This window comes from Pseudoalteromonas sp. ECSMB14103 (assembly GCF_000813065.1).
In the GTDB taxonomy this organism is placed as follows: Bacteria; Pseudomonadota; Gammaproteobacteria; order Enterobacterales; family Alteromonadaceae; genus Pseudoalteromonas; species Pseudoalteromonas marina.
On record NZ_JWGY01000015.1, the window covers coordinates 1 to 21,070 of the forward strand.

Here is a 21,070-nt window from a genome sequence, read left to right on the forward strand (position 1 = left end):
CATGACATTAACAGGCTCAAATAATAGAGACCTGTTATAGCAGTGTGATGGGTTTTACTTTCTTGGATATAATAAAGAACTAAACTAATATCATCTCCATCAAAAATGCCAACCAACGTAAGGTTAAGTCAATTCTATCCCGTGTCTAGATCATAAACTTTTTACCTTTGACTACTGAGTTTTGTGATCTACTTTATTCTTTACATCTCTTCTCATTTTGTTGCAATTTCATTCTTGGCTTACTAAGTGACCTGTGTAAGACTAACTGTGTTAATTTAGTAAATCAGGTGACATGAATGTCGAATAGTAAAGTTTGGAAACTTATAAGCCTGTTTTGTTTGTTTACGGTGCTTATGGGTTGTCAATCTAAAGAAGAGCAGCTACAACAAACAATTCAAGAGTCTATAAAAAAAGCGGATGCTGAGCTATCACAGCTAGGTAGTGCGCTAGATAATGGCAGTATACGCAATGCTGTGTTACTTAAAGAGTATGGTGCGCTTTTAAAAAAACAACAGCCAGAGCTTTCAAATGTTGTTGATGTAATTACTTTAGATGCTTCGCGCCAAGGTGCACTTTATAGTGGTTTATTACAGCGACTTAAAGAGACTAAAAGTACTTACTTAATCCCCCCTTACGAAGATACGTTGCACAGCATCGATCTTTTACGTGAAGCTGCAAAACCTTCACTGTTCTCTGACGCTTTAACTGATCCAATCAATATGCTTGCTGATATGTCAAAAGGATCCCTAGCTCGCGTTGGTGCTATTAGCCAACAAGCCGAGGGTGAAGGGGTAGGTAACCAGATGGTGGGTAACCCCAACTACGGTAACTGGCAAACAAATAGCAGTGGCATCAGCTTTTGGCAATGGTACGGCATGTACCGTATTTTAGGGGATGTATTTGACAGGGTTGAATACGGAAGCTGGAGTAAACGCCGTAAGTACAGCTATTACAACGATTATGGTCGTTATCGCTACTCAAGCCCTAAACAAATTAAAACACAAAGCGCGCTAGAGACACGTACACGTCAAACATATCAACGCCAAGGTAAGCAGTTCACAAGCCCGTATGCGAGTAAAAAGACTGGTGCATCAGGGTTAAGTCGAAGTAGCTATACACCGCCTAAGAGTCGCAGCAGTTACTCACGTTCAAGTAGCTATAGCAATAGCTCTGGTTCAGTTCGTGACAGTGGAAGCAGAACCTCTCGTGGCGTGAGCCGTGGTAAGTAAAGAATAAAGTTGGAGTTAGAATAATATGTATGAATTTAATGGAATAACTACGTGGTCGCTGCAAGCTTTAGCGATAGACTTTGCAATAATTGTGCTGCTATTTGTTAGCCTTAAATATATAAAAGGCTGGGTTTCAAATTTACATGCCAATGACGAAATAACAGAGCGTGATAATTTTGCCTTTGGTATTAGTTTTGCCGCTGGTTTGGTTGCGCTGGCTATCGTATTAACCGGTGTAAGCAGTGGTGCATTTGCTGCAACGCTTCAGCAAGAAGCACTGCAAATGCTTGGCTATGGTGCGCTTGCCATTGTGTTAATTAAGCTTGGTCACTTTTTTCAAGACAAAGTTGCACTGCGTAAAGTGAGCCTACACAATGAAATTGTTAAAGGTAATGTGACTGCTTCAATAATTGATTTTGGCCATGTAGTGAGTGTGGCAATTGTCATTCGTTCAGCACTGCTATGGGTAGCTACAGAGGGATGGCATGGTTTACCGATTGTCATTGCTGCCTTTGTTATTGGTAGCATCGTGCTGTTATTTGTGAGCCAGTACCGAGTTATGTTATTTAAACGCACAAATAAAAATGGTGACTGTCTTCAACAAGCTATTATTGATGATAACTTAGCTGTTGGTATTCGTTACGCTGGTTATTTAGTGGGTAGTGCATTAGCAATCACAGCGGCAACAGGTGTTGCACCGTATGCTGCAGATAATATTAATGCTAGCCTATTATATTGGGCTGTTAGTGCAGTAGTGAGCCTAGTTGCGTTTATTATTTTACACTTAGTGACCATTAAAATAATTTTATCGGGTTGTGATATTTCTGATGAAGTTAATCGTCAAAAAAATGTGGGTGTAGCAGCTATTTCTGCCGCTGTATCGTTTGCCGTAGGCATCACAATGGCAACATTATTAGGCGCATAATTCGTGTCATCAACAACTCAAAGCCCAAGTAAGTCTCGCTTACTTGGGCACGATATATTACTTATCACTGTTATGGCTGTGCTCGCTGGGTGCGGCCTTATTTATGAGTACCTACTCTCTCACTATGCCGGTCGAGTATTAGGCTCTGTAGAAAGTGCTATTTACGCCATGATTGGCACCATGATAGTAGCTATGGGGCTAGGGGCTTTTTTAGCGCGTTGGTTTAAAGATGCGTTCACCGCATTTGCTTGGCTAGAAAGCATTATAGCTTTGATTGGCATGGGCTGTATTTTGGCCATAGCAAGTGTGATTGCAGTTAGTTATTCGCTTCCTCATTTGTTCTCGAGCATTTTTAACCTGCCACCTGACGTTGTACTTAATGGCTATGTATTTCAAAAGTTACAAGAATGGTCACGCTTTTTACCTTATGTATTTGGCTTAGTATTAGGACTGTTTATTGGTATGGAAATACCGCTTATAGCGCGTATTCGCCAACATGTGTACGGGCGGTTTTTAGAAAACAATGCAGGAACTATTTATGGTGCAGACTACATTGGGGCAGGTATTGGCGCAGCAATTTGGGTAAGCATAATGTTGGCTATGCCTATCATGCAAGCTGCTGCATGGACCGCTTTATTTAATATTATTGCAGGGCTTGCTTTTTTATGGCGCTACCATGCCCATGTTCGCTTTGCTAAAGCATTGTTGGTTTGCCATATTTTACTACTTGTGCTGTTTGGCTTTATTTTAGTGCTCGGCAGCAGTTGGATGAATAGCCTAAGCAACGTCTTATATAAAGATAAAGTTATTTATTCTCAGGCGACTAAATATCAGCATGTTGTATTAACAGAACGACTTAGCAAAAATCAACCGCAACCTATTACCGACCTATACTTAAATGGCCGCCTACAGTTCTCAAGTGTTGATGAACAAATATATCATTCAATGCTAGTTTATCCGGCTATGCTTGCCTCTAACCGCCATGATAAGGTGCTAATTATTGGCGGGGGTGACGGTTTAGCATTAAGGGATGTACTAAAATGGTCGGTAAACGAAGTCACTTTAATTGATTTAGATGGACAGTTACTTAACCTATTTGGCCACGAAGACGATAAGTTTACCCCGCCCAAAGCCATCACGCAGCGATTAATAAACCTCAACAACGACTCAATGAAAGACCCCAAAGCTAACATAATCGTGGGTGATGCTTTTTTAGAGGTTGAGAAGTTACTCGATCAAAACAAACAGTTTGACACTGTTATTATTGATTTACCTGATCCGAATCATCCTGACCTAAATAAGTTATACAGCGATTATTTTTATAATCATGTACGTCAATTACTTGCTCCTGATGGGGCTATGGCTGTGCAATCAACGTCGCCATATCATGCAAAAAAGGCGTTTCTGAGTATAGCTAAAACTGTTAAGGCTGCCGGGTTTGATTACGTGGAGCAATACCAACAAAATATTCCATCGTTTGGTCAGTGGGGGTGGACAATTGCTACCAAAATGGGTCAACCAGCCAGTGCACGAATAAATAATATAGGCGAAATGCCGGTATCGTCACGATGGATAAGTAAAAAATATTTACTAGCAAGTTTTGTATTCCCTAATCAGTATTTTGAACAAATAAATGATATTGAGGTCAATAGGTTAGGTTCTGGGCAGCTTTATGATTATTACCGTTCAGCATGGCAAATAGAGAGTGAATTGTATAAAAACTAACAAAAGATGGTTGACATAATATGTCTACCGTGCGAATCTTAACTCAGACATAATATGTCAAACAACACAAAGGCAGAGACATGGAATTAAACGAACTTTCAATAAAATTAGCCTCTTTTGAAACTGAAGGCGCTAACTTTGAGTCTTTCTTGATTGCCAATCCAGGTGAGCAAGATGTTTTACAAGTCATTGTTGATGGAAATGATGAACTTCCAATTTTTGTTACGCAAACTCAAGAGCAGTTGTTATGTATTAGCTACTTGTTTGGCGAAGACGAAGTGAAAAGTGAATTACGCAACGAGTTAAACGAAACATTGTTACGTTTAAACGTGCCAATTCCACTAAGTGCATTTGCTAAAATCGATAATAAATACGCGATTTTTGGTGCACTGTCGGTAAACTCATCATTAGATGATGTTACCCACGAACTAGTGACATTAGCTGACAACGCTATTGATGCACTAGAAGCCGTGACCTTGTATTTAAACGATTAGTAACTAGTTAGTGGAGTTAAGATTATGAGTATTTTAAAAAAATTATTTACAGCAGTACGTGGTGGCGCTCGTGAAGCGGGCGAAGCAATTGTAGATGCAAATGGTATCCGTATTTTTGAACAAGAAATCGCTGATGCACAAAATGCACTTCACCGTGCTAAAAAAAGCCTGACCGAAGTAATGGCTAAAGAAATGCAAACTAAGCGAAAAATTAGCGCTGTAGATGCATCAATTGCTGAACACGAAGCGTATGCAGGCCAAGCACTTGAAAAAGGTAACGAAGCCTTAGCATTAGAAATTGCAGAAAAAATTGGTGACTTTGAAGCTGAAAAAGCTGAAAACGAGCAAGTATTAGCAGGTTTTAGCAACCACATTGTAACGCTTAAGCAGCAAGTTAAAGACGCTGAAAAGTCGATTAAAGAAAATCAACGTCAACTTACGATGGTTAAAACCACAGAAAGCGTACAGCAAGCGACAATGGCTGTTAACAGCACGCTTAATACGAATAGCTCTTCGATGACCTCAGCTCGACAATCACTAGAGCGTATTAAACAGCGTCAACAAGACCGTAGCGATCAGTTAGGTGCTGCAAAAGAGCTTGAGTCAGAAGTTAATGGCGACGATTTAAAAGCGAAAATGGCTGAAGCAGGCATTGGCGATACAAGTCCAAAAAGTGCCGATATTTTAGCGCGCATTAAAGCCAAGCAAAACGGCTAATAGTTCGTACATTTATAATAAAAGGTAATTAAGCGTCGCTTAGTTACCTTTTTTGCTTAAGGGATGCTTTATTATGTTTAATTTTTTCAAATCTAAAAAAGAGCCAGAACGTCAGCTTAACCATGCAAGTGAGCTTAAAAAGGGTGACATGTTTACCGTTATAGATTCGTTTGCTTATCCGTCGTGGTTAAAAGGGCAAACATTGCGTGTTATTGATGTGCAAACTTATCAATATCAGCACAGTAGTGATACTGAGTTTGTGCTTGAGACAAACAGTGGTCAAGTTGTGTTTTTACAAATAGCACAAGAAGACGGCGAGCAGTGGGCTAATTTTTCGATAAAAGTTCAACGAGATGAAGTAGACGATATTTTCACATTAGATGAATTTGCTCGTATTTTTGATGAAGAGTCGTTAACGCATATTGCAGTTAAAAATACTCCTGAGCGTTTTATGCAGTTTTTGGCTAAAAGTTACCAACAAACTGAATCGCCGTTTGTTTGTTATTTTCATAATAAAGACTTTCGTGGTCAAAGCCTACCTCGCTATGAGCAAGACGGTGGCGAGCCTTGTGAAATGATATGTTTAGAATCGCCTGATGAAGGGCATAGTCTAAATATTGAAATTTGGGATGGCGGCGAAACCGAAGTGTCATTAACACTTACGCGTCCAATTACCGATATAGTGGATTTATTTCCTGGAGACGCGAAGTGAGTGATGCTAAAGATAAGTGGTTGCGCCAAGAGCAAGCTGTACGTGCAACACAAATGGCATTTGATTTGAGTAGCGATGTTCAAAAGCAAATAAAAAAGCAAGCAATTGACCAAGAGCTCACGCCATCCGATATGATCCGGAAAATACTTGGCTTAGATGTTAAGTCTAAAAAGACTCGACAGCGCTTATCGTTCAATTTGAATGATGATGAGATAGCGCAACTAGCGAGCCGCTTTGATGTACCAAGCGAAGATAAGCGCGCGGTAAAGCAACAAGTAGCAGAGCTTTTAATTGCGCATACTAAAAAAGCTAAGTAGTTGACCTAAATCCTGGCTTATAAAAGTATGTTAAGTAGTTATTTTAGCTAAATAATAAGATTAAATGGATGGGTACTTCAATGTACTTTTAAATCATTTATCAAAAGCTAATAAATTGAAAAGCAGTGCTTTTGCGTTCTTTGTATTAAGCCCTTACACTAAAGGTAACAACTATAAAGAAGTACTGCTTTGAATATTATACTGATTACTTACCTAATTATTTTTGCTTTATTTGGTACTGCAGCAAGTTATTTTGTGCGTTTTATATATGCATACTGGGTACTAAAAACTATGCCAATGAAATACATACTAAAAGCAGGGATATGTGTGCTGTTAGTCGTGGTTATTTCAGCGCTTATTCCGTACTTAAGTCAATAACGCTGAAATAGCACTTAATACTTTATTTATTACTTAATATCTATTGATTGGCATTGCTGGTTAATGCACAGCGATTGTACTTCAATAACCGGTAAGCAATCGGTTAGTGATTGTTGCTCATTTTGATTTTTTTCTTGTTCGGTGATTTGCTTTGCAATGCTTTCTGCTTGCTCTTGAGGGGTATTTAGCGTTGAATAAACAGCATATTTGCTCGGCCCGCCACATGCTCGCGCCCCTACTTCAAGTACCTTACACTGAAAGCTTGCTGTACAGCCATTGTTATCAACAATATTGGCAAGTTGGCTATTTAAAGCCGACAAGCTCTGCCCTTGATCGCTATTTACAGATGCTGTTGTTGAGCAACCGCTGAGTAAAAAAATGCTAGCAGCAACACTAAAAATTGATAATTTAACTGTCAATGTCAAACCACTCATATTGTTATCCTTAAAATACACTTACCGCTGAGCCTTCAAGTTTAACACATTTATTTTCAACACACTGAGTGCTTGGTGTTGTTAAATGCTGGCAAATACTCATCATTCCTTTTTGCGCATTAAAATTACTTTCAAGCTCGGTGATTGTTTTGCTCAGTGTTTTTACTTGCTCGTCTTTTGCTGTTTTAGTTGAATAAACTTCAAAGCTACTAGGGCCACCACAGGCGCGACTACCTACTGCAATAACTTTACATTGCATACTTGTATCGCAGCTGGTGTCAGCAATAAGCGTGTTTAATTGGGTTTTAGCTGTCGTAATATCTTCAACCGATACCGCTTTAACACTTGAGTTTGAAAGTTCCTCAACATCACTTTTTGTTTGAGTGGTTTCTTTTAGTGTTTGTTGTTGTGGTTTTATTACTTCAGCAGTGGTTACTGATTCTTTTTCTGCTGGTGTTTTATCTAAACACGCACTTAAACAAAGGGGTAAAACAAGAGCTAATAATACAGGGCGCATAAGGTACCTTGATAGTGATGAATAATTCATCACTATCATACACGGTGCATTTTTTACGGCAATAAAAACTCTATAATCAAGTAATTAAAGCCGTATTTAAGGCTTTTTAAAAACTACAAGCCACCTTGTGTGAGCTTAGTCGGGTTGAGCAGTTTTTCGAGCTCTTCACGTGGTAAGTCAGTTTCTTGTTCGGCAACATCAATAATAGGACGGGCTTCTTTATAGGCTTGCTTGGCTATTTTGGCTGCTTTTTCGTAACCGATCACCGGATTAAGTGCAGTCACTAAAATAGGGTTTTTGGCAAGAGCGCGGTCAATGTTAGCTTGATTTACGATAAATGTGGCTATGGCTTTTTCTGCTAAAGCTTGGGCACTGTTTGTTAGTAGCTCAATGCTTTGCAAAATATTATAGGCAATAACGGGCAGCATAACATTTAGTTCAAAGTTACCAGATTGACCAGCAACGGTAATTGTAGCGTCGTTACCAATCACTTGTGCGCTAACCATCGCAGCGGCTTCTGGTATGACTGGGTTTACTTTACCCGGCATAATAGATGAGCCAGGTTGTAGGGCTTCAAGTTCTATTTCGCCTAAACCTGCAAGAGGGCCTGAGTTCATCCAGCGTAAGTCGTTCGCTATTTTCATTTGTGCTACAGCGAGTACTTTTAATTGCCCAGACAGTGCAACAATGGCATCTTGTGAACCAATATTATAAAAAAAGTTTTTGCTTGGCGAAAACCGTATCCCCACGTTTTTAGTTAGGTTAGTGCAAAATAAGTCTGCAAACTTTGGGTCGGCATTAATACCGGTACCAACAGCTGTACCACCTTGAGCAAGCTCACACACTGGCTCTAAGCTATGGCGAATGCCTGAGGCCGCGTTGTTTACTTGCGATTGCCATGCATTAAGGGTTTGCTCGAATGTAACAGGCATCGCGTCCATTAAGTGAGTGCGACCTGTTTTAACAATAGCGCCTACCTCGCTCTTTTTATTTTCTAAGTGTTGCGAAAGGTTTTCAAGAGCTGGCAGTAATGCTTGTTTAACGGCTAGGGCACTACTTAGTGCAATAGCCGTAGGGACTACATCGTTTGAGCTTTGGCCCATGTTTACATCATCATTAGGATGTATAAGCTCCTGTTGAGTACTGGCAAGTGTTGCTATTACTTCATTGGCGTTCATATTAGAACTAGTTCCTGAACCGGTTTGAAACACATCAACAGGAAACTGGTCATGATGCTTACCATCAATAATCGCTTGGCAAGCACGCTCTATTGCAGTTGCCTTGGTTTTATTTATAAGCCCTAGCTCACAGTTACTTTGTGCTGCAGCTTGTTTTATATATGCCAGTGCCTTTATAAATTGTGCTGGCATAGTGAGGGCGCTAATAGCAAAGTTATTAATAGCGCGCTGTGTTTGTGCTTGATATAAAGCGTTAACAGGTACTTTTAATTCGCCCATACTGTCTGATTCTGTTCTAAAGTTACTCATTAATGTGCTCCTTAAAAAGGGTTGAATTCGTGACTAAGAATACGAGCTTCATGCTGAAGTAATAAAAATTTAGCACGACTATTATGGCTTATGTAGAAACGCTTTAATGCAAGTAATGGTTTGTGTAGCTGGTGTAGGCATTGTTTGCGAATTGCATTATGAGTAAGAGGATCGCACATTTTATTTATAATTTCATGATGTGTGCGTCTAAGGTAATACTCCTGAAGTAGCGGGTTATCAAGTTGTTCAAAGTTTTTAGCTACGTTGAGGGCTGCGTCTATATAATGAGCGACAAGCATTGGGGCATGCAGACCTGGCCTTTTGCAATTAAATGCAAGAGTATGTTGATAGTTATTTAAGGCGTGATTTGAAGACATAAAAAAACCGACTCAACTAATGATAATAGTTATCATTACATTTAATCGGTTTCAGTGTAAATAGTTATTATAAAAATTATTTACAGCGTGTATTTTAATTATATCCGAGAATAAATATCTGGTCTGTTTCATGTTTAGTGATCGCCTTTTGATTATGTTTTGGATGAGAAAGTAAATCAATTACTGTTGCTCTCATATCAAGGGTTTCACTGTGATCATCGGTACTTTTTTCGGTTATAGCTACTGCTGCATCAACAGCGGTATAGGGAGGCATATGCATAATTTTATCCTTTTGTGATTAGTTAATTAACCCTTAAATGGGTCAATTATGTTGCTGCATAATACATACCAATCAAGCCAGCTATATCTAACTGCATGATTATATTTAACTTAATAAATAAATCATAATTAGTCACGACAACATATTGCAAATTTGCTTTACTATTGTGCAAACATCCACAATTTTGGTGCACGCAATGACAAAGCCATTTTCACAAGCATGTGAAAACAATAAAGGGCCAATTTTAGAGCATTTAAATAGCGCGTTAAAAAACGTTAAAACAGTATTAGAAGTTGGTTCTGGAACAGGTCAGCACAGTGTGTTTTTTGCTGAAAAATTACCTTATCTACAATGGCATACAAGTGATCGTGTCATTAATCATGAAGGTATTAGGCTATGGCATAGTGAAGTGAATTTAGCTAATTTACATGCCCCTATTGAGCTTGATTTAAACCAGCCATGGCCTATCGAAAAAGTAGATGCTATATATACTGCGAATACATTTCATATTGTAAGTTGGTTATTAGTTGAACGTTTTTTTGACGGGGTTAAACGTCACTTAAATGATGAGGGGATTGTGTGTATTTATGGTCCTTTTAAGTACAAAGGTGAATACACTAGCCAAAGTAATCAAGAGTTTTGCGCCTTTTTAACTGAGCGAGATCCTTTAAGTGGTATAAGAGACTTTGAAGCTGTTTTATTATTGGCCAAGCAAGCAGGGCTTTCGCTTATGAGCGATCATGCTATGCCTGCTAATAACCAGTTACTCGTTTTTAAACGGCAATAACGATGTGCACTGTGCTTTGTAAAGTGCAATATGCTGGCGTTCTCGAGACAGGTAATCTTCAATTGCACTGCTAAAGTCATTGTTAACAATATGGTGGGCTGAAAAAGTAGTAACGGGTTCAAACCCCCTCGCTATTTTATGCTCCCCTTGTGCACCTGAATGAAAGCAGTCGAGTTTATGTTTAATAGCAAATTCTATCCCTTGGTAATAACATAGCTCAAAGTGAAGTGCGTCAATATTTTCGCTTGCCCCCCAGTACCTGCCGTAAAGTGTGTTTTCACCAATTAAACTGAGTGTTGCAGCGATGACTTGACCGTCTTTTTTGGCAAGCATAATAACCAGCTGCGATGCCATAAGTGCATGCAAAAGGGTAAAAAATTCACTGTTTAGATAGCCTAAATGCCCTGAACGTTTTAAATAGGTGCGCTGATAAAATTCGCAAAACAGCTGCATTATTTCAGGTGTGACATCTGAACCCTTTAGCCATTCAATAGTAATATTTTGGTGTATTATTTTAGCGCGTTCTTTTTTTAGCGATCTACGTTTACGCGAGTTTAGCGTTGATAAAAAGTCGTCAAAAGTATCAAACCCTTTATTAAACCATTGAAATTGAACGCCCTCTCTGAGCATCGCGTGCTGCTCAGTGAGTAATGTTGCTTGTGTTTGATCGCAAAAGTTTATATGCCAGCCAGACCATCCTTGCTCAATGCTGTGTGTGCAGAGCTGCTCTGTAATATAGTTGTATACGTCGTTGTGGTTTGTGTGATGAATGGCAATACGTTTACCTTCAATTGGGCTAAATGGCACGCCTGATAGCCATTTGGGATAGTAATGCAAACCATTTTTTTCGTATGCTTCAGCCCATGCCCAGTCAAATACATACTCACCATAAGAATGGCTTTTTACATAACCAGGTGCAAGCGCTATTAAGTTACTCCCTTCATATACAGCTAAATGATAGGGCTGCCAGCCACTTTGCTGTGTTACACATTGGCTTTGCTCTAAGGCGTATAAAAAGGCATGTTGAGTAAAAGGTTCATCACCAAAAAAAGCATGCCATTGCGCTTGGTCTATTTCATTAATATTTTTAAACCATCGATGAGAAAAGCTTTTCATGATGCCGACCTTGTAAATATTGAGTGCTTAATTGTGGCTCTAATTTGTAATTTTATTGGCACTTATTTTACTTCTAAGCTTCAATTTATTTTTTCAGAGCTTTTAATACTCACGTATTAAAGCGGTGTTTTACGATGCGATTAGGCTAATTGTGTGATTAAACGCCACGCGAGAACATAATAACTCAGTCACGTAGCGTGATGGTAACAATTTTTTGGGCGCTATTTAGTAACTGTTTTTACAAACTGACTCAAGCACTCGGTCAGTTTTGCAAGTTCTATGGGTTTTGCTAAATGTTCGTTAAAGCCTGCTTTTTTAGCTTTAATTTTATCTTCTGGCATGGCATCAGCTGTTAGCGCAATGATGGGTAATGTGTGTTGCGATTTAAACGCTCGAACTAATTCTGTTGCTTTATAGCCATCCATAACAGGCATTTGGCAATCCATTAATACTAAATCAAAATGTTGTTCTTTGATTATATTTACAGCTTCTTCACCATTTTCAACCAAGTGAGGAATGATACCTAAAGATCCCAACATCGCTTTTATTACCATTTGATTCACAGGATTGTCTTCTGCGACCAAAATATTTAAAGACGTAATATCAATATCTTTTGATATGGCTTCTGGCTCTATATCTGGCTCTGTTGTTGTTAAGTTAACGGCAAACGTAAAGGTTGACCCTTCACCCAGCTCGCTTTTTAAATTAAGTGTTCCCCCCATTAGCAAACATAATTCTTTAGCTATTGTTAAACCAAGGCCAGTGCCACCAAATTTTCGAGAGGTTGAACTGTCAGCTTGGGTAAATGCGTTAAATAAGGTGTTGTGTTGGTGTTTTTCAATACCTATGCCAGTATCTGATACTGCAATGCTTAGTTTTACCTTATTGGCAGACACAAACTCTGTATCTATATCGAGCGTAACGCTTCCTTCGTTAGTAAATTTAATCGCATTACTACATAAATTAAGTAGTATTTGTTCTATGCGCATTGCATCGCCTAAAAACCAGGTATCTACAGGTAAGTTACATTTGAGAATCCATTCAATGTTTTTATTTTTCGCACTTTGCTCAAACATTGTGTCAATGCGCGTTACAAGTGCTTTTGGATCAAACGCAATGGACTCTAGTATTAAATGTTGTGACTCTATTTTTGAAATATCAAGAACGTCGTTAATTAGGTTTAATAGACTGTTTGAAGAGGAGTAAATTTTTTTAATGTAGCTGAACAGCTTTTGAGCATCATCATCTTTTTTCGCAAGTGACGATAGGCCAATAATGGCATTTAATGGGGTGCGTATTTCGTGACTCATATTGGCTAAAAATTGGCTTTTAGCGCTATTGGCTAAGTCAGACTGTTTTTTGGCTTTTACCAATGAGCTTGTTCGTTCTGCAACTTGGCGGCTAAGCGCTAGTTGCTGCTGGTTAAATAGCATTAACACTACAATAATAAGTAAACACACAGCGGTTTGTAGCATAAGTAAAAATAAAGACATTTCAATGTTTTGTTGTGAAATGTAGTTTTCTTTAAGTGCTAATTTTATTACCCATTGCTGCCCTCCAAAGTTAATATTGAATGACATTAACTGGCTTTGGGTTGCTTGCTCAAAGTTTTGAGAGTCGTTACTGTAAAAGGCGGGTTCGTTGTCAAATTCAAACACATCAATAGAAAACATTTCAGATTGCTGCTGTGTAATAGCTTGTTCAATAATTTTATGGGCCAAAAATACACCGGTGGCATAACCCTTTATATTTTCATTTTGACCATAAACAGGCGCAAATAGTAGATAGGCGGGTGTTGGTGTTTTTGTTTGGACTAATTGAATGATTTTAGTGCTGATAGGTAAATATTTGATAGCTGGATTTTGCAAAGATGCTTTTCGATCTGGGTTTGAATATACATTAAAGCCAACCGCCTTTTGGTTACTTTCTAAAGGAGCTATATATTTAACAACCACTAGAGGGTCATCATCTTCGAGAGGATCACCAACAATGTTTATATTTTGCCGATAAATTGTTGACATTGTATTACTGAGTGTTTGGCGCTGCGCTTGTGTTATTTGTACATTCCAAGACAATGCTTTAATAAATGAATGCTTTTCAAGTAGTTTATTTGCTGAAGCGTAAAAGTCTTGCTCATTAAACTCAGGTGATGATTGTACTTGGCTTGCTAAGCTTTGCACGGCGATAATACTTTGATTTATATACCTGTATAAACTGTTTTCAATAACTTCAACTTCTCGCTCTGCAATTTTAATTGTATTTTTGCTGTTTTCGCGTTCGTAAATTTGTGCTGTAAGCGCCACAGATATAAATAAAATAGAGCAAACTGCAATGGTTTCAAAGGCTAAGACTTTGCGTTGTCCAGGTGCTTTGGGCAGTAGCGACAATAAAAAAGGTGAGGCAATAAGTACCCCTAATATATCTCCTAACCACCAATAAATAACATGAAGCCAATGGTCCTCAATACTATAAAGTGGGTTAAAGTTACTTAACGCAAATACACCAATATTTGATGATAGTAAGCTTACTAAAACAGCAACTACAGCAATAAAATAAGCAATGTATTTTCGTTTACGAAAATAAAGCGGATTTCCCAACCAATACCTTAATATTGCGGCACCGACCATAGCTTGGATAATAACGCCAAGGGCAATGTAAATGGCCTGAGTAAACGTATTGCCGACCAGCATTATTTCATGAGCTGAGTTATCGAATATATTTAAGTTAAATGCAATTGCTGCTGCAAATAAAGGCGGTATAAAACGCCACCACCATATATAACAACCAACTAAAGCAATACCTGCCGGTAGCCAGATAGGGACTATTTGCGAGTTAAATGCAAACGCAGTAAGTCCAACGCCCAGTAAGTAATAAGCGAGGGCGAATAATATGTAGAAAATAATTGATTGAGAGGTTGAGGCGAATATTTTCACATAATATCCATATATCTATGTTTCTGTTTAAGAAATATCAGTATAGCTAACAACTTTGTATTTGCCGTACTTTTATAGCGGAAGTTGCTTTTTAGTGAACGACTGCTTAAGTACCACCGTTGACTCTATATTCGCTATGCAGCTCAAACTACCTAACCGATGTTTAACAAATTGTTCATAGCTTTCAAGATCGTTAGCAATAATTTTTAGTAAATAATCATAGCTACCCGATATTACACTGCACTCTAATACATGAGGTAGCTTTTCTACCGACTGTTCAAATAAGTCTGCCGCGCTAACAGAATTTTGATTTAGCCTAATAAAAGCATATACCAATACGTTTAGTTCAAGTTTTTTAGGATTAATTGACGCGTGGTAGCCCGTAATAACATGCTCTTTTTCAAGTTTTTTGATTCGCCTTAAGCAAGGCGTATCAGACAAGCTAATCGTATTTGCTAAATCTGAAACCGATATTCTGGCATTTTCTTGTAGTGCTGTGAGTATTTGCTGATCTTTTTTATCTAACATTTATTGTTATCTATTTTTAAATTTTTAGTGATTATCACTAATTATAGACACTTTCACTTTGTTTTTTGATGATTTACGCTCACGTTACTCTGTTAGCATTTAAATATAAAAATAATAGAGCAAAATAATGAATACACATACGGCCACATTTGATGATTGGATACGCACTGAGTTTGTAGAGATAAATACTGAATTAGAGCTGCTTTATTGGCAGCAATTCGATAAAGCAAATGTTGAAGGTGTTGGTGAGAAATTAAAGCAACAATTAAAAAGGCAAGGCAATGTATTAATTTCACACTTGTTAGCAGAAGGAAATACCGATCAAGGGTTTGATCGTGCATTTGATTTATTAGGCAATGTTGGATTATTCATGGCTGCATGTCGCCGCCATGAAATAACTGAGCCCAGTAGAGAAACTACTTCACCTTTGGTAGAGGCATCGGCATTGGCAATGCATATTGGTGCGTCGATTGGTGTAACACCGCGGTTTGCTACCGCGCATTTAACCACCCACAATAAAGCTGTTAATGGCACCTATAAGCGCTTTACTAATTTACCTGATGAAAAACTTTTTTTAGATTATAACACTCAAGGTATTTTAGCCTACAAGCGAGCAAGTGATGCCTTATTAAAGATAGTACCACTGGGTATTTCGCACCCTTTGTGTGGTGAATTACTAAAGGCTGCAAAGTACGCGCTCATTAATGTAATTGAATCTAACAATGCACTTTACACACAATTAGATACAGATCGTTTTTTTAACTGCGTTCGCCCTTACTACAAACCATACCGTGTTGGTAAAGAGATTTATCGAGGTGCAAACGCAGGCGATTTTGCCGGAATTAACGTAATTGATATGTTGCTTGGTCTTTGTAGTGCAAATGAGCCAAGCTACTCACAAATGCTGGTGGATAAGTTTTTGTATATGATGCCAGAAGATCAGCAAATATTAAGAGAGTCAATGCGAATACAAAGCTTTATGGACGATTTTTTACAGGCGCAGCAATATAAAAATAGCAACTGGTTTAAATCACATGGAAAGCTATTTATACAAGTATGTAAGTTACATGGTGACACAGCAATCGGACATCATAACCAATTAGTAGAAAAATTTATTGCGCAACCGTCAAAGCAAATGCACGAGCAACATTTAAGTAAAGTAACGGCAAGTGGACCGCCACTTCATGTATTACTCGATTCGTTAGAAAAGTTGAGGGATAGACGCGCAGCGGCAAAAAGGGACGATATAAAAACGCGGTTTGATGATCTCAATTCATTAAAAGAGTGCGTGAAGTAATATGCTTAAAAATGATTTTTGTATATCTGAAGGTTGCTACTTTTTAAGCCACTCCGTCGGCAGGCCACTAAAAAGTTCTCAACAGTACTTTACAGAGCACTATCTATCACCATGGCAAGATTCAAATAAAGAGCCATGGCAACAATGGTTACCTCAAATAGATGCGTTTACTTCTGCACTAGGTAAGTTATTTAATTCGCCAAGTTCACAATTTTGCCCGCAGGTTAACTTATCAAGCGGTTTAACTAAGTTAGTTATGTCGCACCCTCAATTACAACAAGCACGCTGCAAAGTGCTTATGGCACAAAGCGACTTTCCAAGTATGGGGTTTGTAATGCAAAAGGCGTTACCGCCTTGTGCAGAAATAATGTTTATTCCTGAAGAAGAAGACCTAAGCGATATAGCTGTATGGGAGCGTTATTTAACATCCGATATAGATATGGTGTTTGTAAGCCATGTTTATTCAAATACGGGGGTTCAAGCACCGATAAGCGATATTGTACTACGTAGTAAGATGACTAATAGCCTTTCAATAATTGATGTGGCGCAATCTGCTGGAGTTTTGCCTATTGATTTAACAACGCTTGATGCCGATTTCATGATTGGCTCAAGTGTCAAATGGTTGTGCGGCGGACCAGGTGCAGCCTACTTATGGGTTAATCAAAACCAGCTGGAGCAGTGCAAGCCAAAAGATGTGGGGTGGTTTTCTCATGAAGACCCCTTCGAGTTTAATATTAACCATTTTTGTTATCATCACAGCGCACTGAGATTTTGGGGAGGCACCCCTTCTATAGCCCCGTACGTGATTGCTGTAAATAGTATAAATTACTTTGCAGATCTAACAGTTAGAAAGGTAAGAGAGCATAATCTCGCGATGATTTCGAATATTCATCAGCATTTAAGTGAATTTGTTGTATCACCAATACAAAGCAATCAATGTAGTGGTACCGTTATTATGTTTTTTAAGAATAAACAGCAGCAAATATTAGCAGCGCTGGGTAAAGCAAACATGAGTGTTGACGAGCGCAAATACGGAATACGAGTCTCACCGCATATTTATACAACGGAAGAAGATGTAAACGCGCTTATCAATACCATAAAGCAAGCGCTTAAGGAATTTGACTAAGCAACTGCTTTCGTTGACGTAAAGCATCTATTTGTTGTTGTGTACGCGTAACCTTTGATTCATATGCGCTGGTAATTGGCGCTGTTTTTTTAGCAATGGCGTCAGCAATAGAAGAGGCGCCTAACCGGTTAGCCTGATCTTGTGTAACATAGCTGGCTTGCTTTACTTGCTCTTGGTAGGTTTTTTCTGTTTGTTTAAGTGTTAATTGTAGCTTGCTTATTTCACGTTCTATTTGCTGAACTTCTAAAAAATTGTCTACTGAACTATCTGTAACATTATTTGCTTGAGTGGGGCTTTTATAGGCTTCAATTATATTGATTTCTTTTAGTGTGATCTGTTCGGCATCTTTTGAGCAAGGTGTTTGGCTAAAGGTAGGAACGCCTTTAATTACACACTTGTATACCGTTGTATTTTGCGAAAAAGAAAAAAAAGGTAGCACTGCGCATGTAATTAACAATATAAACCTGTTCATAGCAAAACCTAAAGTGGCTATCGTTTTAGTAATAATGCACTAAGTCATAGCGGGTTACAATTTGTTTAATTTTTATAAATTTTAGGCACAAAAAAACCACAATTAAGTGGTTTATATCTAGCATATAGTGGAGAAAGGGGAATAGACTTGCTTTCATCCATGTAATCAATCGCTGTGCGACGCTTGCAGCGGCCCAAAATGTTCCAGACATTTTGTCGAACCCTGTCGAGGGTCTCACCGTCCAATTTAGTATTAGTGTTAAAATTTAGGCACAAAAAAACCACAATTAAGTGGTTTATATATAGTATATGGTGGAGAGGGAGGGATTCGAACCCTCGATAGAGCTACAAACTCTATACTCCCTTAGCAGGGGAGCTCCTTCGGCCACTCGGACACCTCTCCAACGCATAACCGGTTGTATTGATGATATAAAAAACCACCAACTAAAATATGGTGGAGAGATAGGGATTTGAACCCTAGATAGGCTACAAACCTATGCCGGTTTTCAAGACCGGTGCATTCGACCACTCTGCCATCTCTCCGTGACGCAGAATAATACTTAGGTGATGGGGGTGTGTAAATAGCAAAATGTCTGTTTGCCTAAAAAATAGACGTAAATACGTGTTTTTTTACAAATTAAGGAAAAATAAGGCAATTATTAATAAAATAAAGAGGTTGCAGCAAACTGTGGGAGCTAAAAAAGAGACTTTTTAGTGGTTGGGTGTTTGCTGCACCGAATAAATAACCATGGTTGGGTGATTATTTATATTGCGCTGCGCCGCCAAGTGCTAATTTTTTACCAAGCGTATTAAGCCTAGCTAGCATTTTTGCTTTTCGGTTGGTTGGTTTAACTGCAATTTGTGTGTTTGCTGTTTGGTTTAATGTATTTATAGGGTTCATCACTTGGCTCCGGTTTAGGTCTGTTGAAAACATGCGCATTTTGCATGCAAAGCGTACAAAAATAAAACGATAAAAATTACCTGTGAGGCATTAGTTATTTTTATCTGAAGCAGTGGTTGTTAATAAAATGTTTAATTGTGTTTTTTCTGTTTTTTAATTTTTATTTCACCCTGATCTTTTTTAGTTTGTTGTTTTAATTGTGCTTTTAATAGTTTTGTTTTTTATTTATGCATATTCGATTATTTTAAATGGGTAATTATTCAGATTATTTTATTTTGGTTTTTAATTGTTATTTTTGTGGTTTTTTATTGCAGCTAGTGGTTATGCTTAGTACATTAAAAATCGTCGTTAATTTGATATTTAAAATAGTAATTGACTTAAAAATACGGTTTTTTAATAGAGTGTTTCTCTAATAGATAAAAAGCGCCTGCTATGAGGCAGGCGCTTTAGTGTTAGTTACGTTTAAACGTGTCTAACTGGGGATGGAGCCTCTCAGCTTTTTGCTAAGGGCATAAATTTTGAAGCAAATTGCTTGCTGAATATTTTAGTCTTGCTTAGCCACTAAAAATTGGATGATTAAATCTTTAGTGTTATCAAAAACAGGGGGGCATATGAGTTAAATTTATGTCCATAAAACGCTGCTTTTATCTTTATTATTTATAACGATAAATAACGAACGCAGTCTATGTTTGTATAAAGCCATAAAGTTGTTTACTTAGGCAAGTAATAACTAGACCAATGACCCTTATTCTGAGCCGAACAACATAAACGAGAAAAAAGAGACAGAACAGATACAAAAAAGCAGCATTCAATAAAATAAAATGCTGCTGAAGGGATGTTAAATATAGTGAGTTAATTGCGGGTTATTTAACGTGTTTAAAGGTAAATAATTGATAACCTTCTAGCTCAGGAACTAACGTTACTAGCTGCTCTTCTTGTTTTGCAATTTCAGCAAAATTACCGCATAACGAATTAGCTCGTTGCTCTAAATTGTTTGCGTGTAACTCTACTTTCTCTTCAATTTGTGCGCCCATATTTTCCATGCGTTCTTCGAATGCATCCATATCGCCGCCAGAACCTAATAACTCCGATCCAAGCGCGACCAGTATACTACCCATAGATTGCATGACTGCTGATTCAACGGCTGTTTCTATTTGTTTTTCAAACTGATGCTCAAAGTTTTCACCAAATTGGTTAAAACTTTGCTGGCCCATAACAAAGGTGCCTTCTTGATAAAACGTGTTTTCTACTTCTACGCGTATATCGTCCATTAACGATGACATATCGTCTAAGCCATTAATGTTAAAAGCATTACCGACTTCTTCTAAAGCAACACCGGCGATTTTTACGCCGTCTAATGCAATATTAGCGACTTCGGGTAGCTGTATACGTAAGCTATCAGAGTATTGAGTAAGAGCTTGGCGTTGTGAGTTATTAAGCGCTACAAACTCACCGTTTACCATTAAATCGCCATTGCTGTTGAATTGCATAGCTTGGTTTTTTGCTGTAAAAATTTCTAGTTCGTTTGGCTTGATGCGAACATCATTTTTAAACTCTACGTCGCATTGATCGTTGCTAAATGAAATTGTTGAATCATTATCGTTGTGTGCCATAGCAACAGGTGTACAGATTAATGCGCTAACTAATAGTAATTTTTTCATGTGATGACTCTATTTTTTGTTGATAACAAATAATTAATAACAAGTTTGGTGCCACTATTTTTTTATCAACAAAAGCAATGGCTTGCATTTCATGCTAGGTTTAAAGGTCTGTTTAATTTTTATTATTAGACTATATTTTAGTGAAATTAACCAATGAATATAAATTTATAAAAAAAATTTATCGATACGATAAAAAACTCTCACTTTCCACAATTGCAATTTAGCGCTATTTATTCACATTAATGACATGAAGGCTATTTACTATGGCTTTGTGGCTTTACTTTGATGCTAATTTGCACAGCATATTGGTGTTAAATTTTTTAATTTACCAATTACATTAATTAAAGCGTAATTGGTCTCAAACACTTTATGGAGTGGGTTGTGGGTAAGACATTTAGTTACGATGCGCTAGATGATGATTTTGTTGAAGACGAATACGAAATGGTCGGTCGAAATCAACATGATAAAAACAAGCAAAAGGTTAAGAAAAAGTTGGAAGACTACCTTGAGCAAAAACGCTTGCGCAAAAATCTAGGCGAAGATGACTTAAGCGATTACATCGATTAAATCGCACTAGTATAAATACAATACCAATTAATAACGGCGGCTAGGTGCACAAAAAGTGCGCTTAAGCAGTTGTTACATTGGCAATAAAGAG

Annotated in this window: 23 protein-coding genes and 2 tRNA genes; 12 read left to right on the forward strand and 13 right to left on the reverse strand. The window is 37.9% G+C overall.

Annotated features, from left to right (window positions below; all coding sequences use genetic code 11):
• The first annotated feature begins 296 nt into the window (after positions 1–296).
• The 8 genes from RF53_RS17870 (at position 297) to RF53_RS17905 (ending at position 6,497) form a co-directional block, all read left to right on the forward strand.
• A complete protein-coding gene (locus RF53_RS17870) occupies positions 297–1,229 on the forward strand; it encodes a CHAD domain-containing protein (protein WP_006793815.1) in 933 nt (310 codons plus the stop codon).
• 25 nt (positions 1,230–1,254) lie between these two features.
• Positions 1,255–2,154 carry a DUF350 domain-containing protein gene (locus RF53_RS17875; RefSeq protein WP_039038458.1) on the forward strand — a complete coding sequence of 300 codons (900 nt, stop codon included), beginning with the start codon at positions 1,255–1,257 and terminating at the stop codon, positions 2,152–2,154.
• 3 nt (positions 2,155–2,157) lie between these two features.
• Complete coding sequence (locus tag RF53_RS17880; RefSeq protein WP_039038459.1) at positions 2,158–3,879, forward strand: polyamine aminopropyltransferase; 1,722 nt, start codon at positions 2,158–2,160, stop codon at positions 3,877–3,879.
• A gap of 80 nt (positions 3,880–3,959) precedes the next feature.
• Positions 3,960–4,373 carry a YjfI family protein gene (locus tag RF53_RS17885; RefSeq protein WP_006793818.1) on the forward strand — a complete coding sequence of 138 codons (414 nt, stop codon included), beginning with the start codon at positions 3,960–3,962 and terminating at the stop codon, positions 4,371–4,373.
• A gap of 24 nt (positions 4,374–4,397) precedes the next feature.
• Positions 4,398–5,090 carry a PspA/IM30 family protein gene (locus RF53_RS17890; protein ID WP_006793819.1) on the forward strand — a complete coding sequence of 231 codons (693 nt, stop codon included), beginning with the start codon at positions 4,398–4,400 and terminating at the stop codon, positions 5,088–5,090.
• 73 nt (positions 5,091–5,163) lie between these two features.
• Entirely contained in the window at positions 5,164–5,802 is a 639-nt protein-coding gene (locus RF53_RS17895) for a DUF4178 domain-containing protein (protein WP_006793820.1), read from the forward strand.
• Positions 5,799–6,119, forward strand: a complete 321-nt coding sequence (locus RF53_RS17900; RefSeq protein ID WP_006793821.1) for a hypothetical protein — start codon at positions 5,799–5,801, stop codon at positions 6,117–6,119. The genes RF53_RS17895 and RF53_RS17900 overlap by 4 nt, the downstream gene beginning before the upstream one ends.
• Before the next feature lie 189 nt (positions 6,120–6,308).
• Positions 6,309–6,497, forward strand: coding sequence for a hypothetical protein (locus tag RF53_RS17905; protein WP_006793823.1), 189 nt, complete (start codon positions 6,309–6,311; stop codon positions 6,495–6,497).
• Positions 6,498–6,526: 29 nt separating this feature from the next.
• Here the strand turns inward: RF53_RS17905 and RF53_RS17910 are convergent, their stop codons facing one another.
• The 5 genes from RF53_RS17910 to RF53_RS17930 form a co-directional block, all read right to left on the reverse strand.
• Positions 6,527–6,931, reverse strand: coding sequence for a hypothetical protein (locus RF53_RS17910; RefSeq protein ID WP_006793824.1), 405 nt, complete (start codon positions 6,929–6,931; stop codon positions 6,527–6,529).
• A 10-nt stretch (positions 6,932–6,941) separates the two neighbouring features.
• The gene (locus RF53_RS17915) at positions 6,942–7,448 is read right to left on the reverse strand and encodes a hypothetical protein (RefSeq protein WP_010558104.1); all 507 of its coding nucleotides are present in this window, start codon (positions 7,446–7,448) and stop codon (positions 6,942–6,944) included.
• 113 nt (positions 7,449–7,561) lie between these two features.
• Positions 7,562–8,935 carry a class II fumarate hydratase gene (locus RF53_RS17920; RefSeq protein ID WP_039038460.1) on the reverse strand — a complete coding sequence of 458 codons (1,374 nt, stop codon included), beginning with the start codon at positions 8,933–8,935 and terminating at the stop codon, positions 7,562–7,564.
• Positions 8,936–8,946: 11 nt separating this feature from the next.
• The gene (locus tag RF53_RS17925) at positions 8,947–9,312 is read right to left on the reverse strand and encodes a hypothetical protein (protein ID WP_235420639.1); all 366 of its coding nucleotides are present in this window, start codon (positions 9,310–9,312) and stop codon (positions 8,947–8,949) included.
• Between the two features lie 94 nt (positions 9,313–9,406).
• On the reverse strand, positions 9,407–9,592 hold the full coding sequence (locus RF53_RS17930) for a hypothetical protein (protein WP_010558102.1): 186 nt from the start codon (positions 9,590–9,592) through the stop codon (positions 9,407–9,409).
• Between the two features lie 196 nt (positions 9,593–9,788).
• Between RF53_RS17930 and RF53_RS17935 the strand changes: the two genes are divergently transcribed.
• Complete coding sequence (locus tag RF53_RS17935; protein WP_039038462.1) at positions 9,789–10,379, forward strand: DUF938 domain-containing protein; 591 nt, start codon at positions 9,789–9,791, stop codon at positions 10,377–10,379.
• Here RF53_RS17935 and RF53_RS17940 read toward each other — a convergent pair.
• The 3 genes from RF53_RS17940 to RF53_RS17950 form a co-directional block, all read right to left on the reverse strand.
• Positions 10,356–11,495 (reverse strand): GNAT family N-acetyltransferase, encoded by a 1,140-nt coding sequence (locus tag RF53_RS17940; protein ID WP_039038463.1) that lies wholly within the window; start codon positions 11,493–11,495, stop codon positions 10,356–10,358. The two genes, RF53_RS17935 and RF53_RS17940, sit on opposite strands and share 24 nt — an antisense overlap.
• A gap of 221 nt (positions 11,496–11,716) precedes the next feature.
• On the reverse strand, positions 11,717–14,428 hold the full coding sequence (locus RF53_RS17945; RefSeq protein ID WP_039038464.1) for an ATP-binding protein: 2,712 nt from the start codon (positions 14,426–14,428) through the stop codon (positions 11,717–11,719).
• 72 nt (positions 14,429–14,500) lie between these two features.
• A complete protein-coding gene (locus RF53_RS17950; protein WP_008128312.1) occupies positions 14,501–14,956 on the reverse strand; it encodes an Lrp/AsnC family transcriptional regulator in 456 nt (151 codons plus the stop codon).
• 127 nt (positions 14,957–15,083) lie between these two features.
• On the opposite strand from RF53_RS17950, the gene RF53_RS17955 reads away from it, so the two are divergent.
• Both RF53_RS17955 and RF53_RS17960 read left to right on the forward strand, forming a co-directional pair.
• Positions 15,084–16,253 carry a PrnB family protein gene (locus RF53_RS17955; protein WP_039038465.1) on the forward strand — a complete coding sequence of 390 codons (1,170 nt, stop codon included), beginning with the start codon at positions 15,084–15,086 and terminating at the stop codon, positions 16,251–16,253.
• Between the two features lies 1 nt (position 16,254).
• Positions 16,255–17,379: an aminotransferase class V-fold PLP-dependent enzyme gene (locus RF53_RS17960; protein ID WP_039038466.1), complete on the forward strand. Its 1,125-nt coding sequence runs from the start codon at positions 16,255–16,257 to the stop codon at positions 17,377–17,379.
• On the opposite strand, the gene RF53_RS17965 is transcribed toward RF53_RS17960, so the two are convergent.
• From RF53_RS17965 to RF53_RS17980, 5 genes are all read right to left on the reverse strand, one after another.
• A complete protein-coding gene (locus RF53_RS17965; RefSeq protein ID WP_039038467.1) occupies positions 17,363–17,851 on the reverse strand; it encodes an RNA-binding protein in 489 nt (162 codons plus the stop codon). The two genes, RF53_RS17960 and RF53_RS17965, sit on opposite strands and share 17 nt — an antisense overlap.
• Before the next feature lie 309 nt (positions 17,852–18,160).
• Positions 18,161–18,253 (reverse strand) — tRNA-Ser (locus RF53_RS17970).
• A 49-nt stretch (positions 18,254–18,302) separates the two neighbouring features.
• Positions 18,303–18,393: transfer RNA gene (locus tag RF53_RS17975), tRNA-Ser, on the reverse strand.
• A gap of 217 nt (positions 18,394–18,610) precedes the next feature.
• On the reverse strand, positions 18,611–18,751 hold the full coding sequence (locus RF53_RS19545; protein WP_008128321.1) for a hypothetical protein: 141 nt from the start codon (positions 18,749–18,751) through the stop codon (positions 18,611–18,613).
• An 863-nt stretch (positions 18,752–19,614) separates the two neighbouring features.
• Positions 19,615–20,412, reverse strand: coding sequence for a YggN family protein (locus RF53_RS17980; protein ID WP_006793837.1), 798 nt, complete (start codon positions 20,410–20,412; stop codon positions 19,615–19,617).
• A 381-nt stretch (positions 20,413–20,793) separates the two neighbouring features.
• Between RF53_RS17980 and RF53_RS17985 the strand changes: the two genes are divergently transcribed.
• Complete coding sequence (locus RF53_RS17985) at positions 20,794–20,979, forward strand: PA3496 family putative envelope integrity protein (protein WP_010558095.1); 186 nt, start codon at positions 20,794–20,796, stop codon at positions 20,977–20,979.
• The last annotated feature ends 91 nt before the right edge of the window (positions 20,980–21,070 follow it).

Excerpts from the sequence above, each read along its gene's own strand:
- RF53_RS17870 (WP_006793815.1), top strand. The coding sequence starts at position 297 with ATGTCGAATAGTAAAGTTTGGAAACTTATAAGCCTGTTTTGTTTGTTT.
- RF53_RS17875 (WP_039038458.1), top strand. The coding sequence starts at position 1,255 with ATGTATGAATTTAATGGAATAACTACGTGGTCGCTGCAAGCTTTAGCG.
- RF53_RS17885 (WP_006793818.1), top strand. The coding sequence starts at position 3,960 with ATGGAATTAAACGAACTTTCAATAAAATTAGCCTCTTTTGAAACTGAA.
- RF53_RS17890 (WP_006793819.1), top strand. The coding sequence starts at position 4,398 with ATGAGTATTTTAAAAAAATTATTTACAGCAGTACGTGGTGGCGCTCGT.
- RF53_RS17895 (WP_006793820.1), top strand. The coding sequence starts at position 5,164 with ATGTTTAATTTTTTCAAATCTAAAAAAGAGCCAGAACGTCAGCTTAAC.
- RF53_RS17910 (WP_006793824.1), bottom strand. The coding sequence starts at position 6,931 with ATGAGTGGTTTGACATTGACAGTTAAATTATCAATTTTTAGTGTTGCT.
- RF53_RS17915 (WP_010558104.1), bottom strand. The coding sequence starts at position 7,448 with ATGCGCCCTGTATTATTAGCTCTTGTTTTACCCCTTTGTTTAAGTGCG.
- RF53_RS17920 (WP_039038460.1), bottom strand. The coding sequence starts at position 8,935 with ATGAGTAACTTTAGAACAGAATCAGACAGTATGGGCGAATTAAAAGTA.
- RF53_RS17925 (WP_235420639.1), bottom strand. The coding sequence starts at position 9,312 with ATGTCTTCAAATCACGCCTTAAATAACTATCAACATACTCTTGCATTT.
- RF53_RS17930 (WP_010558102.1), bottom strand. The coding sequence starts at position 9,592 with ATGCATATGCCTCCCTATACCGCTGTTGATGCAGCAGTAGCTATAACC.
- RF53_RS17935 (WP_039038462.1), top strand. The coding sequence starts at position 9,789 with ATGACAAAGCCATTTTCACAAGCATGTGAAAACAATAAAGGGCCAATT.
- RF53_RS17940 (WP_039038463.1), bottom strand. The coding sequence starts at position 11,495 with ATGAAAAGCTTTTCTCATCGATGGTTTAAAAATATTAATGAAATAGAC.
- RF53_RS17950 (WP_008128312.1), bottom strand. The coding sequence starts at position 14,956 with ATGTTAGATAAAAAAGATCAGCAAATACTCACAGCACTACAAGAAAAT.
- RF53_RS17955 (WP_039038465.1), top strand. The coding sequence starts at position 15,084 with ATGAATACACATACGGCCACATTTGATGATTGGATACGCACTGAGTTT.
- RF53_RS17960 (WP_039038466.1), top strand. The coding sequence starts at position 16,255 with ATGCTTAAAAATGATTTTTGTATATCTGAAGGTTGCTACTTTTTAAGC.
- RF53_RS17965 (WP_039038467.1), bottom strand. The coding sequence starts at position 17,851 with ATGAACAGGTTTATATTGTTAATTACATGCGCAGTGCTACCTTTTTTT.
- RF53_RS19545 (WP_008128321.1), bottom strand. The coding sequence starts at position 18,751 with ATGAACCCTATAAATACATTAAACCAAACAGCAAACACACAAATTGCA.
- RF53_RS17980 (WP_006793837.1), bottom strand. The coding sequence starts at position 20,412 with ATGAAAAAATTACTATTAGTTAGCGCATTAATCTGTACACCTGTTGCT.